Source organism: Catenuloplanes sp. NPDC051500 (assembly GCF_044454585.1).
Taxonomy (GTDB): domain Bacteria; phylum Actinomycetota; class Actinomycetes; order Mycobacteriales; family Micromonosporaceae; genus Catenuloplanes.
On sequence record NZ_JBITDX010000024.1, the window covers coordinates 88,024 to 101,707 of the forward strand.

13 protein-coding genes and 1 pseudogene are annotated in these 13,684 nt (G+C 73.1%); 2 read left to right on the forward strand and 12 right to left on the reverse strand.

What is annotated here, in order from left to right; all coding sequences use genetic code 11:
• Nucleotides 1-142: 142 nt before the first annotated feature.
• Nucleotides 143-619: an ATP-binding protein gene (locus ACIA8K_RS34475; RefSeq protein WP_396067016.1), complete on the reverse strand. Its 477-nt coding sequence runs from the start codon at nucleotides 617-619 to the stop codon at nucleotides 143-145.
• Between the two features lie 112 nt (nucleotides 620-731).
• Between ACIA8K_RS34475 and ACIA8K_RS34480 the strand changes: the two are divergent.
• Together ACIA8K_RS34480 and ACIA8K_RS34485 are read left to right on the forward strand one after the other, a co-directional pair.
• Nucleotides 732-899: pseudogene (locus tag ACIA8K_RS34480) on the forward strand (ABC transporter ATP-binding protein); the annotation flags it as partial.
• An 11-nt stretch (nucleotides 900-910) separates the two neighbouring features.
• The gene (locus ACIA8K_RS34485; protein ID WP_396067105.1) at nucleotides 911-2,083 is read left to right on the forward strand and encodes an ABC transporter permease; all 1,173 of its coding nucleotides are present in this window, start codon (nucleotides 911-913) and stop codon (nucleotides 2,081-2,083) included.
• Between the two features lie 56 nt (nucleotides 2,084-2,139).
• Here ACIA8K_RS34485 and ACIA8K_RS34490 read toward each other — a convergent pair whose 3' ends face one another.
• The 11 genes from ACIA8K_RS34490 to ACIA8K_RS34540 all read right to left on the reverse strand — a co-directional run bounded on the left by ACIA8K_RS34490 (nucleotide 2,140) and on the right by ACIA8K_RS34540 (nucleotide 13,672).
• A complete protein-coding gene (locus ACIA8K_RS34490) occupies nucleotides 2,140-2,883 on the reverse strand; it encodes an SDR family NAD(P)-dependent oxidoreductase (RefSeq protein WP_396067018.1) in 744 nt (247 codons plus the stop codon).
• A gap of 189 nt (nucleotides 2,884-3,072) precedes the next feature.
• Nucleotides 3,073-3,618: a flavin reductase family protein gene (locus ACIA8K_RS34495; RefSeq protein WP_396067020.1), complete on the reverse strand. Its 546-nt coding sequence runs from the start codon at nucleotides 3,616-3,618 to the stop codon at nucleotides 3,073-3,075.
• 4 nt (nucleotides 3,619-3,622) lie between these two features.
• A complete protein-coding gene (locus tag ACIA8K_RS34500; protein ID WP_396067023.1) occupies nucleotides 3,623-3,994 on the reverse strand; it encodes a VOC family protein in 372 nt (123 codons plus the stop codon).
• 53 nt (nucleotides 3,995-4,047) lie between these two features.
• Nucleotides 4,048-4,968: a methionyl-tRNA formyltransferase gene (locus tag ACIA8K_RS34505; RefSeq protein WP_396067025.1), complete on the reverse strand. Its 921-nt coding sequence runs from the start codon at nucleotides 4,966-4,968 to the stop codon at nucleotides 4,048-4,050.
• Nucleotides 4,965-6,191, reverse strand: a complete 1,227-nt coding sequence (locus ACIA8K_RS34510) for an argininosuccinate synthase (protein WP_396067027.1) — start codon at nucleotides 6,189-6,191, stop codon at nucleotides 4,965-4,967. The genes ACIA8K_RS34505 and ACIA8K_RS34510 overlap by 4 nt, the downstream gene beginning before the upstream one ends.
• A 5-nt stretch (nucleotides 6,192-6,196) precedes the next feature.
• On the reverse strand, nucleotides 6,197-6,955 hold the full coding sequence (locus tag ACIA8K_RS34515; protein WP_396067029.1) for a hypothetical protein: 759 nt from the start codon (nucleotides 6,953-6,955) through the stop codon (nucleotides 6,197-6,199).
• A 15-nt stretch (nucleotides 6,956-6,970) separates the two neighbouring features.
• Nucleotides 6,971-9,391, reverse strand: coding sequence for a condensation domain-containing protein (locus tag ACIA8K_RS34520; protein ID WP_396067031.1), 2,421 nt, complete (start codon nucleotides 9,389-9,391; stop codon nucleotides 6,971-6,973).
• A complete protein-coding gene (locus tag ACIA8K_RS34525) occupies nucleotides 9,384-10,949 on the reverse strand; it encodes an AMP-binding protein (RefSeq protein ID WP_396067033.1) in 1,566 nt (521 codons plus the stop codon). Before ACIA8K_RS34525 ends, ACIA8K_RS34520 begins: the two co-directional genes overlap by 8 nt.
• A gap of 10 nt (nucleotides 10,950-10,959) precedes the next feature.
• The gene (locus ACIA8K_RS34530) at nucleotides 10,960-11,898 is read right to left on the reverse strand and encodes a hypothetical protein (RefSeq protein ID WP_396067036.1); all 939 of its coding nucleotides are present in this window, start codon (nucleotides 11,896-11,898) and stop codon (nucleotides 10,960-10,962) included.
• Complete coding sequence (locus ACIA8K_RS34535; protein ID WP_396067038.1) at nucleotides 11,895-12,563, reverse strand: 4'-phosphopantetheinyl transferase family protein; 669 nt, start codon at nucleotides 12,561-12,563, stop codon at nucleotides 11,895-11,897. The genes ACIA8K_RS34530 and ACIA8K_RS34535 overlap by 4 nt, the downstream gene beginning before the upstream one ends.
• Nucleotides 12,557-13,672: an acyl-CoA dehydrogenase family protein gene (locus tag ACIA8K_RS34540; protein ID WP_396067040.1), complete on the reverse strand. Its 1,116-nt coding sequence runs from the start codon at nucleotides 13,670-13,672 to the stop codon at nucleotides 12,557-12,559. The genes ACIA8K_RS34535 and ACIA8K_RS34540 overlap by 7 nt, the downstream gene beginning before the upstream one ends.
• Nucleotides 13,673-13,684: the final 12 nt, after the last annotated feature.

Genomic DNA, 13,684 nt, shown 5'->3' on the forward strand with positions numbered 1-13,684 from the left:
GATGGGACAGCGCGGGCGTACCCGCGAGAGGGTGGGTCGAATGACCGTCGCCGTCCACGGTCGAGGCATGGAGATCTCTCGGTGCTGACGCGGCCGGGGAGGCCGGCCATGATGGCCGCGCGCCACGATTGCAGTTCGAGGGTCAGTGACGGGCAGGCAGACGGAGGGTGACGGTCAGGCCGCCGCCGGGGCGGGGTGTGGCGGTCCACTCGCCGTCGTGGGCGTCGACGACGGCGTCCACGATGGCCAGGCCCAGGCCCGAGCCCTCGACGCCACGGGTACGACCAACGCCGCGCTGGAACGCCTGCCTGAGCGTGGGGATGATGTCCGCGGGGACGATCGGGCCGGTGTTGGCGACCTCGAGGACGGCGGTCCCGGCCTCGGTACGGGTCGAGAGCCAGACGCTGCCGCCCGGGACGTTGTGGCGGACCGCGTTCTCCAGCAGGTTGCGGATCAGCAGGCCGAGCAGCACCGGGTCGGCGTCCGGCGCGATCCGCGCGGCGCGTTCCAGCGCCTCGGCGCCGTCGCCGGCCACGTCGACTACGAGATCATGTTCGCGCAGGCCCTCCGCGATGATCTCCGCCAACGTCTCGTCGTCCTCCACCACAAGCACCCGCATGGTGGCGATTCTCCTCCGCTGATGTGGCGTTCCTGTGAGGCGGCGGCACACGGTGGCGCCACGGCATGCCCGGCACGGTGGCGCCCATGAGAAGACGACTCCTCGCCGTACCGACGAGCCGACCGGCAACCTCGACACCGCGTCCGGCGCGGAGGTGCTGCGGCTGCTGCGGGCGCTGCACGAGTCGGGCACCACCGTCGTGATCATCACGCACGACCGGGAGCTGGCGGCCGGCCTGCCGCGGGTCATCGCGATGCGCGACGGGCGGGTGGCCTCGTGAAACCCGCCCGCATGTCGCTTCCGGACGTGGCCGGGGTGGGTGCGGCCGGGCTGGTCACCCGCCCGCTGCGCGCGTTCCTCGCCGCGACCGGCATCGCGATCGGCGTCGCCGCGATGGTGGCCGTGGTCGGCATCTCCGCGTCGAGCCGGGCCGGCGTGGAACGGGAGCTGGCCGCGATCGGCACGAACCTGCTCACGGCCGCGCCGGGCCGGACGTTCGGCGGTGAGCAGGCGCGGCTTCCGGACGAGGCGGTGGACATGGCCGCCCGGCTCGACGGCGTCACCGGCGTCACCGCGACCGGGCGGCTGGACCAGGGCGTCTACCGCTCCGACCTGATCCCGGCCGGGCTTACCAACGGCCTCGGCGTGCTGGCGGTCCGTGCCGACCTGCTCGGGCCGGTCGGTGGCGCGCTCGCGTACGGCTCCTGGCTGAACGAGGTCACGATGCGCGGCCCCGCACTCGTGCTCGGCGCGGAGGCGGCCCGGCTGCTCGGCGTCCACCGGGCCGACCCGGACGTGCGGCTGTGGCTCGGCAACCGCTGGTTCGTCGTGACCGGCGTGCTCCAGCCGGCCCCGCTGGCCCCGGAGCTGGACACCGCGGTCCTGGTCGGCTGGCCGGCCGCGCAGGAACTGCTTGGCTTCGACGGCGGCATCGGCACCGTCTACGTCCGCACGGACCCGGACCGGGTCGCCGCCGTCCGGGCGCTGCTGGCCCGCACTGTCGCGCCGGCCCGCCCCAACGAGGTGCTCGTGGAACGGCCGTCCGACGCGCTCCTCGCCCAGGAGGTCACCGACCGCGCGCTGACCGGGCTGCTGCTCGGGCTCGGCGCGGTCGCGCTCCTGGTCGGCGGCGTCGGGGTGGCGAACACGATGATCGTGTCGGTGCTGGAACGCCGGTCCGAGGTCGGGCTGCGCCGCGCGCTCGGGGCCACCCGGGCACAGATCCGCACCCAGTTCCTCGTGGAATCGCTGCTGCTGTCCGCGCTGGGCGGCGCGACGGGCCTGCTCCTCGGCGCGGCGGTGACCGGGGTGTACGCCTGGTCCCGGGGGTGGCCGCCGGCCGTACCGGGCTGGGCGGCGGCGGCCGGGCTCGCGGTCACCGTGCTGATCGGTGGCGTGGCCGGGCTGTATCCCGCGGTGCGCGCCGCCCGGCTGTCACCGACCGAGGCCCTGGCCGTGCCGTAGCGCCGGTGCCGATGCGGGAGCCGGCTCCCGCATCGGCACCGGCTGAGGCCGGGGCCTCAGGCGAGGGCGCCGCCGTCGACACGGACGGTGCTGCCGGTGATGTACGCGGCGTCCGGCCCGGCCAGGAACGCCACCACACCCGCGACCTCGTCGGCAGTGGCGTACCGGTGCATCGGGATGACCGCCTGAAGCATGAACCGGCCGCCCTCGGAATCCTTCGCCATGGCCATGTCGGTGTCGATGATGCCGCACTCGATCACGTTCACGTTGATCCCGCGCGCGGCGAAATCCTGGGCCCAGCCACGGGTGTACGCCGTCACCGCGGCCTTGGTCGCCGCGTAGTCGGACATGCCGGCGGCGAAGGTCTTGCTGGCGAGGCCGGACGACAGGTTGACGATCCGGCCGCCCTCCCGCATGTGCCGCACGGCCCGGTAGGTCGTGTCGGCGACACCTGTCACGTTGATCGCGAGCTGCTCATCGCGTGTGGCGTCGGTGATCTCCCCGGGCCGGAAGACGCCGGCGCTGTTGACCAGGATGTCGATCCGGCCGAACTGCGCGGCGACCGCATCCACCAGGGCCGTCACCTGCGCCCGGTCGGACTGGTCGGCCTGCATGGCCTCGGCGCGCACGCCCTGCGACCGCAGTTCCTCGACCACCGTCTTCGCCTGCTCCGCCCGCGTGACATAGGTGATCACCACGTCCGCGCCGAGTGTGGCAAGCCGCCGGGCCGTCGCCGCGCCGATCCCCCGGCTGCCCCCGGTCACCAGCGCCACCTTGCCCGACATGATCTTCTCGCTCACGAGCCACACACTCCTTGTGAAATCCGCGCCTGTCCTTGCCCGGTCAACACTCCCGGCCGGGGCGCGCGCGGTCTTTCGCTGCGGCGCACAGCGCTTGCGCCAGGGCGCGGAGAACTCAGCGTCGCACCGGAGTCACGGGGTGGCGCACCAGCGCGTGGCCGTTCTCCTGCCCGGTGAAAACCGAGCTGGTCAGGCGGTTCTGCCGGCCCGTGCGGCGGACGGCGCCGGTGGCGTCGCCTCGATCGAGCGGTACGCGCCGTGCAGGTACAGCAGCGGGGCCTTGGCGGGGTGCAGAGGGCCGTAGGACAGGGCCTCGCCGATGACGATCGCGTGGTCGCCCTGGTCGGAGAGGTCACGGACCCGGCAGTCGAAGTAGGCGAGCCCGTCGCTGAAGACCAGGCAACCGGTCGCCGGCGCCCGGTGCACCCGGGCGCCGGCGAACGCGGCGGCGTGCGAGGGACGCCGGTTGTCGGCGAACCAGCGGGCCAGATCCTGCTGGTCCGCGGCGAGCACGGTCACGGCGAGGATGCCGGAGTCGCGGATCTGGGCGAGCAGGCGACTCCGGTGTCTGAGGCAGGTCAGGACCAGGGTGGGGCGCAGCGACACGGTGGTGAACGAGTTGACCGTCGTGGCGAGCGGGATGTCGTCGTGCACGCTGCTGACGATGCCGACGCCGGTGGCGAACGTGCCCGCCGTACGGCGGAAGTCGACGGTCTGGTCCTGGTCCGGGGTCATGGCGTCAGTCCTGGCCCCAGACCAGGCAGAACGGGTGTCCCACCGGGTCGGCGTAGACCCGGAAGCCGTGGTTACGGCTCCCGCCGCCCTGTAGCAGGGTGGCGCCGAGCCGGAGCACGGCCTTCTCGGCCTTGCCGATGTCGTCCACCTCCACGTCGAGGTGGACCTGCTGAGGGAAGGCGGGGTCCGGCCACTGCGGAGCCCGGAAGTCGGCGACGCTCTGGAGACAGAGGCGGGGATGCCCGTCCGGGCCGCGCAGCGTCACCCAGTACCCGTCGCTGTCGGCCCACTCGAGCCCGGTCAGCTCGGCGTAGAACGTCGCCAGCTCCTCGGCGTCCGGGCAGTCGAGCACCACCGAGTGCAGTCGGCCGATCATCCGGCCCCTCCCGTCATCGTCGTCGTGCGTGGACCGGCGAACCGGTCCACCGATCAGTGAAGGTACCCGCCGAAGGAGGTGAAGTAGTCGATGGCGCGCACGGGCGGCCCGGTCTCGGTGGACACCTGGAGCAGCACCACACCACGGTCGTCGCCGTCGCGCGGGCCGCCGCTGGCGATGACCACGCCGCCGTAGTCGGCCTTGACGATCCGGCCGGGGGTGCCGCTGTGAGCCCGGGTCGGCCGGGTGGCCGCCTTGACCCACAGCCGCAGCCCATGATGGGTCGTCCAGGCGTTGACGAACGGGTCCGACTGGCCGCGCACCAGGTTCAGGATCGTGGTGGCGCTGTCCCGCCAGTCGATGCGGGTGTCCTCGACCCCGATGCGGTGGTAGAACGACGCGCCGTCCGGCTGTTGCGGCTCACCGCGGTGCCCCTCGGCGACCCGGTCCAGCGCGGTCAGCGTGACCGGCACGTACTCGGCGATCAGCCGCTCCAGGATCTGGCCTGCCGTGTCGTACGGACCGATCTTCACCCGGGCCTGCGTGATCACCGGCCCGGTGTCCAGTTCGTCGTGCATGTAGTGCACGGTGAGGCCGGTCTCCTCCTCGCCGTTGCGGATCGCCCAGTTGACCGCGCCGAAGCCGGCGTACGCGGGCAACAGCGCGTCGTGTGTGTTGATCGCGCCGTGCGGCGGGATGCGCAGCACCTCCGCAGGTACCCGGGTGCGCCAGTTGGTCGAGACGATCACCTCGGGCGCGAGGTCACGCAGGTGCTGGAGCAGGTCCGGCTCGGTGGCGGTGGCCGAGTAGCGCACCGGCAGCCCCAGCCGCGCGGCGGTCTGCTCCACGTCCGGTTCGCCGAGCCCGCTGAAGTCCACCCGGTGGGTGAGCACCAGCAGCACCTCGTGGTGTGGCGCGATGCCCCGCAGCACCGTCGCGCCGAGCTCGCCGTACCCGAAGAAGACGATCCTCACCGCTGCGCCGCCTTGCCGTCACGCCCGGCACGGAAGCGGACCGTGTTGACCCGCAGCCAGCCGGAGGAGTCCCGCTGGTCGAAGACGTCGTCGGCCTCGAAGGTGGCGAACGCGGTGTCGTACCGGCTGTGCGGGGAACGGCGGCCGATCACCTGGACGGTGCCCCGGTGCACGCGCAGGATCGCGTCGCCCGTGACGTCCCGCTGGCTGAAGTCGATGGCGGTCTGCAGCATCTGCCGCTCCGGGGCGAACCACAGGCCCCGGTACACCATGGCGGTGTATTTCGGCATCAGCTCCTCCTTGAGCTGCGCGACCTCCGGGTCGAGCACGAGCGACTCCACGGCGCGGTGGGCGTGCCAGAGCAGCGCGCCCGACGGGGCCTCGTAGATGTTGCGGGTCTTCATGCCGAAGATCCGGTTCTCGACGATGTCGAGCCGGCCGATGCCGTGCGGGCGGCCGATGCCGTCGAGCGTCTCCAGGACGGCGCTTGCCGACAGCGACGTGCCGTTGACGCCGACCGGGTTGCCGCCCTGGAAGTGGATCTCGACGATCTCCGGTTCGGCAGGGGTGTCGGGCAGGTCGCGTACCCGGAACAGCAGCCCCTCGGGTGCGGGCTTCGCCGGGTCCTCAAGCGCCTCGCCCTCGTAGGAGGTGTGCAGCAGGTTGCTGTCGATGGAGTACGGCCGTTCGCCGCTGCTGAGGTCGAGTTCGATGCCGCGCTGGTCGGCGTAGGCAAGCAGGTCGGTGCGCGACTGCAGGTCCCACACCCGCCACGGGCTGATCACCGTGATGTCGGGGCGCAGCGCCGCGTAGGTCATCTCGAAGCGGATCTGGTCGTTGCCCTTGCCGGTGGCCCCGTGCGCGACGGCGTCGGCGCCGACCTCCTCGGCCACCCGCAGCTGTGCCGCGGCGATCAGCGGGCGGCCGATGGACGACCCCATCAGGTACTGCCCCTCGTACAGGGCGTTGGCCCGGTACATCGGGAAGGCGTAGTCCCGGGCGAACTCCTCGCGCAGATCGACGACACGCACCTCGTCGGCGCCGAGCTTCTCCGCCTTGCGCGCGGCGGTGTCCAGCTCCTCACCCTGCCCGAGGTCCGCGATGAACGCGGTCAGCCGGCAGCGGTAGCGCTCCTTGAGCCAGACCAGCGCCACCGAGGTGTCGAGTCCGCCCGAGAACGCGAGCACGATGTGCTCGGGGGCAGTGCTGTTACGAGACGACATGACTGTCACACCTCTCCGCCGGGCGCGGTGGCCCACAGCTGGTCCATGGTTTCGTGGGTGAAGTCGCGGGTCAGGTCGGAGGCCGACGCGTACCCCATGTTGATGATCTTCCGGCGGCCCTCGTGGACCGGGACGACGCGATGCAGCGTGGTGTTGGTCCGCATCAGGTAGAGATCCCCGGGGAAGAGCTCCATCGAGTAGATCGGCCGGCTGACCAGAGCCCGGTTGATCTCCGGGTGCTGCTTGTTCCAGGTGGTGCCGGGCACACACTGGACGAAGCCGCCGTGCTCCACCGGCGGGCATTCGATCACCCAGACGAGGGCGAAGGCGAAGTCGTCCCAGTGCCAGCCGTGGGTGTCGCCGTCCTGCTCCAGGCAGGTGATGACGAACTGCTCCGGCTCGTACGGGCACGGGTGCACCGGTTCACCCGCCACCGCGGAGAGCATCCGCAGGATCGGCTCCGCGGTGTAGATCTCGTTGATCACCGTGCCCAGGCGGGCGATCTCGGCCCGCGTGACGTTGCGCATCCGGCGCGGTGAGAAGTCGGTCTCGGCGAACTGCAGTTCCCGCCGGGTGCCGGCTTTGTCGAGGAGCGCGTTCACCTCGTCGGCGACGGCGGTCTTGACGCTGTCCGGAACCATGAAGGAGACCTTCGCGTGCCCCAGGTAGGAGAAGTCACGGCGGGTCGTGGCGATGTCGTCAGGTGCCACGTCATGGTCCACATGATGTTGTAGTTCCTGGTACAGGGCATGGGATTCGAGCATGGGATCCTCCTTGGCCTAGCGCGGTGCCGTCGTGACACGCGCGAAGTCGATGACGGCCGCCGCCACCTGCGCAGCGGTGCCGGACTGCAGGACTCCGAAGTGGTCGGCGTCGATGCGGTGGAGACGGGCCGGCCCGAGCAGGGCCGCCCACTGGTCGAACTGCGCGTCGAGCAGGTCAGCGCCGACCACGAGCGCGGGCGCGTCGACCGGGCCGTCGTGGACGTACCGGGCGCTGGCCCGCAGATGGCGTTCGTAGCTGTGCCACCTGTGCGTCAGCAGCGACGCCGGCAGCGGCTGCCCGGCGGCGGACAGGCAGGCCGCGAGCGCCCCGGCGGCTAGCCGCGCGTCGAACCCGGCGCCGCCGGTCACCCGGGGCCGGGGAGCGTCGGACTCCACGTCGAGGGCCCGGTAGACGTTCTCGGTGAAGGTCGCGAAGCGGTCTCCGGCGCCGTCGGCCGGCAGCTGGTAGCCGACCGGCGGGGCGGAGTCCAGCAGCACCAGCCCGGGAGGCGACCCGGCCCGCCCGGCAGCCATCCGGAAGGCGATCTGACCGCCGAACGACCACCCGCCGAGCAGCTCCGGGTCCAGACCCGCCTCGTCCAGATCGGCCTGGTAGCGGCGGGCTAGCTCGGGCACTGTCGGCAGCTGCGCACTGTCCCGGGAGGCGGTCACCCGCCAGTGGTCCGGAAGCGCGGCCAGCAGCTGCAGGTAGTCCTGCGGGCTGCCGCCGGCCCCGTGCACCAGGTGCAGGTGCGGGCCGGTGCCCTCACGCAACCGGACAAGCGTCGATTCCGTCTCGGCCGGTGCGGACCCGTCGTCGAGCAGGCGGACCAGCCGGCGCGGGGTCGGCTCACCGAGCCATCGGACGATGTCCGCCGACGCCCGGCCGTCCGCAGCAAGCGCGTTCACCAGCCGCAGGGCGCTCAGCGAGTTCCCACCGGCGGCAAAGAAGTCGGCGTCCGGCCCGGCCGGCGGGCCACCCAGCACCTCGGTCCAGGCGGCGGCCACCCGGTCCCAGTCCGCCGACGCGGGCAGCGGATCGGCCGCCGGGCCGCGCACCGCCGGGCCTGGCACGGCACGGCCGGTCCGGGCGCGGGTGGCGACGTCGAACGAGTCGGCGGTACGGTCCGGTGCGGCGCCGCCGTCGGCCAGGACCGCGTCCAGATCGTGCAGCAGCGTCAGCACACTGCCCTCCCGGTAGCGCCCGGTGTGGTACTCGATCTCGGCCACGTAACCGTCGTCGGTCTCCCACACGGACATCGCCACATCGGCGCGCGCCGCCCGGTTCGGGCTGGGCAGCAGCGTCGCCGGGACCGGCCCGAGGTGCAGGCCGGCGCCGATCGGGCCGAGATAGCTCAGCAGCAGCGGCGCGGGGTCGCCGAGCGCTGACCGGGTCTGCTCCGGCAGCGCCCCGAACACCACCGGGTACGGCACCGCCTGGTGGGTGAGCATCTGCCACATCCCGTCCCGGGCGGCACCGATCACCGCGGCGACCGTGTCCGTACCGGCGACCCGGGCCCGTACCACGCAGAGGTTCGCGGTGTAGCCGAGCAGTGCCTGGTCACGGGTGGTCATCCGGTTCGCGGTCACCACGCCCACCGCCACGTCCGGGCCGGCGCCGGCGCGGGCGAGCACGAGCTGCGCCGCGCCGAGGATGACCGCGAACGGGGTGGCGAAGGTGGCCTTCGCCAGAGCCGCGACGCCGGATCCTGCCTCGGTGCTGAAGGCGTACCGCAGGATCGCGCCGGGCGCGCCGCTCGCCGACTCGCCGGGCAGATCCGGCTCCAGCACGACTGACGCGGCACCTGTGAGCGCGTCGGTCCAGTAGGCGAGGCTCTTGTCCCACCGGCCGTCCGCACGGGCCGCCGCCTGTTCCCGGGCGTAGACGCTGAACGGCACCGGGCCCGCCGGGAGGTCGGCGGCGCCGCCCCGGCACTCGGCCGCGTACACCTCGGACAGCTCGCTGATCAGCTGCTGCAGCGCCCAGCCGTCGAGCACCATGTGGTGCACGGTGAGCAGCACCTCGTGGCGGTCGCCGACCCGCGACAGGGTCAGCCGGGCCAGCGGCGCCGTCTGCGGATCCAGCGGCGCGGCGTGCACCTCCTCGGCGATCAGCCGCGACACGGTGCCCGCGTCCGCCTCGCCCGGATCGTCGACCTCCACCCGGTGCAGGCCCACGACGACGTGGGGTGCCACCACCAGGGTGACGGTGTCCGCCGGGCGGACCACCGCGGTCCGCAGCGCCTCGTGCCGGTCGACGATCGCCTGCCAGGCGGCGGCCAGCGCCCGCTCGTCGAGCGGTGTGTCCACCGCGAGCCGCCAGGTGAGGTGATAGACGGACCGGTCGCGGGCACGCTGGTGCACCCACCACAGCGCCTCCTGCATCGCCGTGGCGGGTACCGCGTCCGGGACAATCCCGGCGGGCTGCTCAGCCACGGGTGGTGAGCAGCTCGGAGGCCAGCCGCTTGCGGTCGACCTTGTCCACCTCGGTGAGCGGGATCTCCGCCCGGTGGTGGTACGCCCGTGGCCGCATGTACGGCGGCAGGTGCCCGACCAGCCCGGTGATGTCGTCGTCGGCGAGCGGCGTGCCGGTGTAGACCGCGTGCAGGTCCAGCTCCCCGTCATCACCCGCGACGGTGAGCACCACCGCCTCCACCACGTGTGAGTGGACGCGCAGCGCGGCCTCGATCTCGGCCAGTTCGACGCGGTTGCCGCGCACCTTCACCTGGTGGTCGATGCGGCCCTGGTGCACAAGCTCGCCCGACTCGCGGCGGACCCGATCGCCGGTGCGGTACCAGTGCGCGGCGGTCAACGGCTCGGTGCCGTCGTAGAGCAGGCCCTGCACGCCGTCGAAGGAGACGAACCGGCCGGCGTTCTCCGCCGGGTCCAGATAGCCGGGGAACCGCTGCGCGCCGCGCACACACAGCTCGCCGTCGTCGCACGGGCGCAGGTCGTCGTCGAGCAGTACGTAGTCGAGGTGCGGGTAGATGTCCCCGATCGGCACCGACCGGTTCGACGACTCGATCCGGGCGGCCGGGTCGGCGGGCACCTCGTACGCGGTGACGATGACTGTGGTCTCGGTCGGTCCGTAACAGTTGATCACCGCGGTGTGTGGTGCGGCGGCCGTCCAGTCGTTGACCTGCTCGATGGTGAGCGGCTCCCCGCCGAAGGAGCTCAGCCGCAGGGTCGGCATGCTGTCCGGCGCGAGGGCCCGCAACCGTTTGGCGAACGAGATCAGCGACGGTACGGACAGCCAGTGGGTGAGCCGCTTGGTGTTGATGAACCGCACCGGCGTCAGCACGTCGGCGCGCTGAGCGACGCACAGGGTGGCGCCGGTGCCCCAGGCCCCGAACATGGCCAGGATCGAGCCGTCGAAGCACATCTCGAAGGTCTGCGAGACCCGCGACTCCGGCCGGAACCGGTACCGCCCGATCACCTCGGTCAGGAACGAGCTGACATTGGCGTGGGTGGCCGGCACGCCCTTGGGCTTTCCGGTGGTCCCGCTTGTGAAGATGATGTAGGCGAAGTCGCCGCCGCCCGGCTCCGCGACCGGCGGGATCTGCCCGGCGCCGTCCGGGGACAGGAACCGGCGCCAGCCCGCACCGGTCAGGTCGAGGATCGCGGCGGTGGTCTGCGTACGGAACTCCGCCAGCCCGTCGCCGGAGGAGTCGTCGATCATGACGAGGTCCAGGTCCGCCTCGTCGGTGATGGCGAGGTTACGCGCGGCCGGGTTCGCCGGATTGAGCGGGACGACTGTCGCGCCAAGCCGCAGGGCGGCCAGGTAGGCGGCGTACCCGATGAGGCTGCGGGAGGTGAGCAGCCCGACGCGCCGAGGCGACCGCCCGGGCGCCTGCGTCATGACGGCCGACAACCGCTCGGCCGCGGCCCGCAACTCGGCGTAGGTAAGCGCGTCCGAGGCGACCTCGATCGCCACGTTGTCCGGGTGCAGCCGTGCCGAGGTGTCGAACCAGCCGTAGAGCGTGCGGGTCTGCATCGCACATCCTTCACAGGGTCTGCCGGTGCGGGAGTTCCGCCGCCGGCGTGGGGGTGGTCGCGCGGTCTCGTTCCAGGCGCCGCAGATTGTCGAAGGTGGTCCGGATCAGTGCGGGCCGGGGACGCCCGCGCTGCGCCGACTCCACCGCGAACCGCAGCGCCCGGGGCAGGTCGGCCCAGGCCCGTACGGCCTCGCCGTCGCCGAGATGGCGGTACCTGAAGGTCCGGTGCTGCGACACCGCCCAGAGATCCTCCAGATAGGTCCCGGCGGCGTCCGGGCGCGCGACGACGTGGTCGCACAGGAACGCCAGGACCGTGTCCTCGTCGAGCAGCCACTCGCCGGGCAGCCCTGGCGCGACTGCGGCGCGGTCGGTCCGGACCAGCCATTGCGGCCCGCCGTCGGGTGTGGGCATCCAGAACCCGAAGGCCAGCGCGTTGCGCCGCTGCTGTTCCGCGCGCCACGACGGCGGCGGAGTCATCGCGGCGAGCAGGCCGGCGGTGCCGAGCCAGCCCGCGTACGGGTGCTGTTCCCCGGCCGGCAGCAGCCCGCTGAACCCGTCGACCACGTGCCAGTCGTCGCCGCGCCTGCCGTCGACAAGAAGCCAGTGCGGCGCGTGCGCACCGCCACCGGGCGCGGGTGACCAGGGCAACGCCGCGTTGTCGGTGACCACGAGCACCCGGCCGTGGCGTTGAAGCTCCGCACCGACGGCCTCGACGACGCCGCCGGGCGGGGCGGTGGCCCACACCAGCCGGGAGCCGTCCGGAAGCCGGTCGAGCGGCGTCCGGTGATGGGAGAAGGCCAGCTGCTCGCCCGGCAGGTCGGTGCGGACCGCGACGCGGACGGACCCGGCGAAACGGTCCGCGGTGCCGGCGAACTCGGCGGCGTGGTAGCCGGCCAGGCCGCTTGTGTAGCAGCTCAGCCCGGCGAACCGGGGATCCGGGGCGGTCATCGCGCGCCGATCCCGTGCGCCACGCTGACCGGCACCCGGCTGTGCCCGCGCAGGCTTACCCACCGCAGGTCGTTCCACATCCCGGCCCGTCGTCCGACAGGCACCGGGATGGTCCAGGGCCGGCCGGCGAGGCCCGCGCCGGTCGCCTTGACGCAGGCCTCCTGCACCGTCCAGATCCAGGCGAATTCGTGATCCCGCACGGGTGCGGGCAGGTCGCCGAGGACGGCCCGGGCCGCCGGGGTGCAGCAGCGGCGCAGCAACGCGGGCGGGGCGGGCACCGGCACCTGCACGTCGATGCCGACCGGCACGCCGCGCCCGAACGCGGCGGCCACCGTCCCGGCATCGTGGGAGAGGCTGATGGTGATCCGCGGCCAGGCGGGCAGGTACGGCTGGCCGCTGCCGTGGACGGCTATCGGCGTGGTGCCGGCCGCCCGGCCCAGCTCGGCGGCGAGCAGGGTGCGCAGCAGGGTCCGGGCGGCAAGCCGTTCGGCGCGCGGGCCGGCGGTGAGGTCACCGACTCCGGCCAGGTCCGGCGGGGACGGTGGAAGGTGGGCGAGCAGGTGCTGCGCGGCCACCGCCACCCGTACCCGGGTGCCCAGCCGCAGCCGGACGGTGCCGCCGCGGCGACCGGTGCGGTACGCGGGCCGTTCCCGTCCGGTCACCACGGCCGGTCCTCGAGCAGTCCGGGCACGTGGTCGGCGATCCCGGCCAGCATCGCCTCGGTGGCGCCGCCGGCCGTGGCGAACATGCCGGCGGCGGCGCGCAACTGCGCCAGCCCGCCCTCGGCGAAGGCCTCGGCGCCGAGCAGCGCGGCGCATTCGCCGAGCACCGTGTCCAGGCCCTGCGCCACGGCCACCTTGAGCAGCATGCTTGTCACGAGAGGCTCGGAGCCGGCCCGGTGCGCGTCACAGGCGGCCTCGATCCGCCAGGCCTCCACCACGCACCTGGCGAACCGTTCCCGGATCGCCGGGTTGTCCCAGGCCCGGCCGGTGCCGAGCGGGCGCTCGGCGAGCCGGCGGTGCGTGTCGGTGAGCACCCGCCGGCACATCGCGGCGGCCCACACGCCACCGGCGTAGCGCTCCATGGCGATGTGCCGGGCGAAGGTGACCATGCCGCGGCCGGGACGCCCCACCAGATGCGAGCGGTCCAGCCGGACATCGTCGAGGTACAGGTCGCCCAGACCCGCCCCGGGCAGCGGGGTGCCGTGGGTCGCGGACACTCGCACCCCGGGAGCGTCAAGCGGGACCAGGACCCAGAGGAAGCTTGTGAAGTGTTGCTGCGGGCGGTGCCGGGCCAGCACGAGCGCGTACGCCGCGGTACAGGCGTTGGTGATCCACCGCTTCCCGCCCTCGATCACAAGCGAACTGTCGTCCAGGCGTACCGTCGTGCCGAGCTGCATCAGGTCGGAGCCGGCGCCGTCGCGGTCCGTCGCGGCCAGCGCGAGCACGGCGCGGCCCGCGGTCGCCTCGCGATACGCGGCACGCACCGGCTCGTCCGCCGGTCCCGCACCCGCCTGCTCGCCCAGGATGGGCAGCGCGCTGGCGACCTGGACGCAGATCGACAGCACCACCCCGGCCGGGCAGTACGTGTCGAGGACGCGCAACAGCCCCGGCAGCTCGGCCGCGCCGAGGTCCCGCAGCAGGCCGTGCGCGCCGAGAGCCTGCCAGACCGCCCGCGCGTCCCCGGGATCCGCCAACTGCCGCACCGCCGCCCCGGTACGCGCGGCGGTGTCGCCGGCGCCGGGCGCGTGCGGTGCGGCCGTCGTGGAGGCCACAGGTGATGTGGT

Coding starts and splice junctions, on each gene's coding strand:
- ACIA8K_RS34500 (WP_396067023.1), bottom strand. CDS start 3,994: ATGATCGGCCGACTGCACTCGGTGGTGCTCGACTGCCCGGACGCCGAG.
- ACIA8K_RS34510 (WP_396067027.1), bottom strand. CDS start 6,191: ATGTCGTCTCGTAACAGCACTGCCCCCGAGCACATCGTGCTCGCGTTC.
- ACIA8K_RS34475 (WP_396067016.1), bottom strand. CDS start 619: ATGCGGGTGCTTGTGGTGGAGGACGACGAGACGTTGGCGGAGATCATC.
- ACIA8K_RS34495 (WP_396067020.1), bottom strand. CDS start 3,618: ATGACCCCGGACCAGGACCAGACCGTCGACTTCCGCCGTACGGCGGGC.
- ACIA8K_RS34515 (WP_396067029.1), bottom strand. CDS start 6,955: ATGCTCGAATCCCATGCCCTGTACCAGGAACTACAACATCATGTGGAC.
- ACIA8K_RS34485 (WP_396067105.1), top strand. CDS start 911: ATGTCGCTTCCGGACGTGGCCGGGGTGGGTGCGGCCGGGCTGGTCACC.
- ACIA8K_RS34530 (WP_396067036.1), bottom strand. CDS start 11,898: ATGACCGCCCCGGATCCCCGGTTCGCCGGGCTGAGCTGCTACACAAGC.
- ACIA8K_RS34525 (WP_396067033.1), bottom strand. CDS start 10,949: ATGCAGACCCGCACGCTCTACGGCTGGTTCGACACCTCGGCACGGCTG.